The sequence below is a fragment of the Leyella stercorea DSM 18206 genome, assembly GCF_000235885.1.
Lineage (GTDB): Bacteria > Bacteroidota > Bacteroidia > Bacteroidales > Bacteroidaceae > Prevotella > Prevotella stercorea.
In genome coordinates, this window is record NZ_JH379461.1 from 1 (window position 1) to 2,085 (window position 2,085).

The 2,085-nt window shown below is 53.4% G+C and carries 2 protein-coding genes; one reads left to right on the forward strand and one right to left on the reverse strand.

Going from position 1 to position 2,085, the window contains the following annotated elements; all coding sequences use genetic code 11:
• Nucleotides 1-89 precede the first annotated feature (89 nt).
• Nucleotides 90-260, reverse strand: coding sequence for a hypothetical protein (locus HMPREF0673_RS14380; protein WP_157591707.1), 171 nt, complete (start codon nt 258-260; stop codon nt 90-92).
• A 228-nt stretch (nt 261-488) separates the two neighbouring features.
• On the opposite strand from HMPREF0673_RS14380, the gene HMPREF0673_RS13520 reads away from it, so the two are divergent.
• The gene (locus HMPREF0673_RS13520; RefSeq protein ID WP_157591708.1) at nt 489-1,658 is read left to right on the forward strand and encodes a YncE family protein; all 1,170 of its coding nucleotides are present in this window, start codon (nt 489-491) and stop codon (nt 1,656-1,658) included.
• The last annotated feature ends 427 nt before the right edge of the window (nt 1,659-2,085 follow it).

A 2,085-nucleotide genomic window follows, 5' to 3' on the forward strand; every position in this document is an offset into this window, starting at 1 on the left:
AGGCGGTTTTTTAATTCCGCCAACAGGTTGAATACAATATCTTCTTCATGTTGATTGATTGTTTTTCTGTGTTGATACAAATAAAAGTATTACTCCCAAACGCCGTCGCCGTCACCGCTTGTCAGCTCCTCGCTCTCTCTGTCTAAGCTGAAGCTCTGTTTGTTCGGTACAGAATCTTGTTTGCCACTGCCTGCAAGTATGGCTGTGGTCTCTACCTCGTAGATAGTGATGCGAGGCTGCTCATAGCTACCTTTCTTCATAGTCTCTTTTAAAAAAATCAGTAATATTATTATGCAGTTTATATTTAAAAATAAGAAGTCATCCAACGTATGCCGTAATGTCCTACGGCTCTATGTAATTATGTAACAGTCGGCAAAGTTAAAGATAAAAATTGAAATAATAACAAATTATTCATCAAAATGTTACTTTTTACACATTTATTGACATAAATATAGTATCTTTGCACCTATATACACACATTTTTTCAAGTGAAATATCTCAACCGCATACTTATGCTCCTGCGTTCGAAACACATAACGCTCAGTGCGTTGCAACGCTTCCGGCTCGGTGCTTGCGCCGTGCTGTGCGTGTGGCTGCTCGCCGCCTGTTCGTTAGAGCCTGCCGACGACACGCCCACTGACAGCAAGCCGACCGCCAACGCCGACCGCCTGCTGATACTCTGCGAGGGTCTGTGGGGCATGAACAACGCGTCGCTCTCGCTGCTCGACCACGGCGTGCTCACCAACCACTGGTTCAGACAGCAGAACCCTGGCGAGCGACTCGGCGACACGGCTAACGACATACTGCAGGTGAACGACACGCTGATAGCCATCTCCGTAAACTGGTCGAACATAGTGCAGTATATACGCCCCGACGGCACCGCCATCGCTGCCACGGAGAACATACCCAACAACCGGCGCTTGGCTACTGACCACCGTGGCTACCTCTACGTCACGTCGTACGCCGACCACGGATATGTGGCGAAGATAGACCTCACGACGAAGCTCGTGGTAGACACCTGCCACGTGGGCTACGAGCCGGAGGGCATCGCCTGCTACGACGGACGCCTCTACGTAGCCAACACGGGCGGCTACTCCACACAGACGCAGGACCACGGCTACGAGCAGACCATATCGGTGGTCGACGCGCAGACCATGCGCGAGCTGCGACGCATCGACACGGGCTGCAAGAACCTGTACGGCAAGGTGGCGCAGTGGCGCGAGTGGCTCTGCATCAATGCTGCCGGCGACATGTACAACACGCCGCCGCACACCGTGGTGCTGAACATGGCGTCGGAGGAGTTCCGCGTCTTCGACTTCCCGTCGACGTACTGCTGCGCTGCGCAGGGCAGGTTCTACTGTCTCGGCTCTGCCTACTCGCACCTCACGGGCGAGTACGCCTTCTCCACGCACACCATCGCCCTGCCGTCGCTCTCTGCCTCCGAGGGGCTTGCCGGCTACGCTGCTGCCGACTCCGTGATAGCTGCCATGCAGTCGCCCTACGCTCTGTACATCTCACCCCGCTCCGCCCACATGTACGCATCGGATGCCCGCGCCTACGCCACCAACGGCTATGTCTACGAGTTCAGCCCCACCGGCACACTGCTCAACCGCTACCTGCTGCGCGGCGTGAACCCCTCTGCCTTCGTAGCACTGTAGGAGGGTATGGCATCCCTGCCATACCCACGCCGCAAGAATAATTCTCCCACAGATGGCACAGATTCTCACAGATTCACTGGGTGCGTGGGAGGTCCCACAGAATCCACGGAATTCACGGAACAAACTGGCAGAGAAGGTCTCCCACAGATTGCACAGATTCTCACAGATTCACTGGGAGCGTGGGAGGTCCCACAGAACACACGGAATTCACAGAACTACAAACACAAACCATCTGTGAGAATCTGTGAAATCTGTGGGAGAACATCTCTGCAAGTCTATTCTGTGAATTCTGTGAATTCTGTGGGAGAACACCCTCTGCCAGTCTATTCTGTAGGAGGGTAGAAAATAATCCTCCCACAGATTACACAGATTTACACAGATTCACTGGGGGCGTAGGAGGTCCCACAGAACACACAGAATTCACAGA

What these genes read in the sequence shown, in the direction of transcription:
- HMPREF0673_RS14380 (WP_157591707.1), bottom strand. Translation starts at nt 260, where the DNA reads ATGAAGAAAGGTAGCTATGAGCAGCCTCGCATCACTATCTACGAGGTA.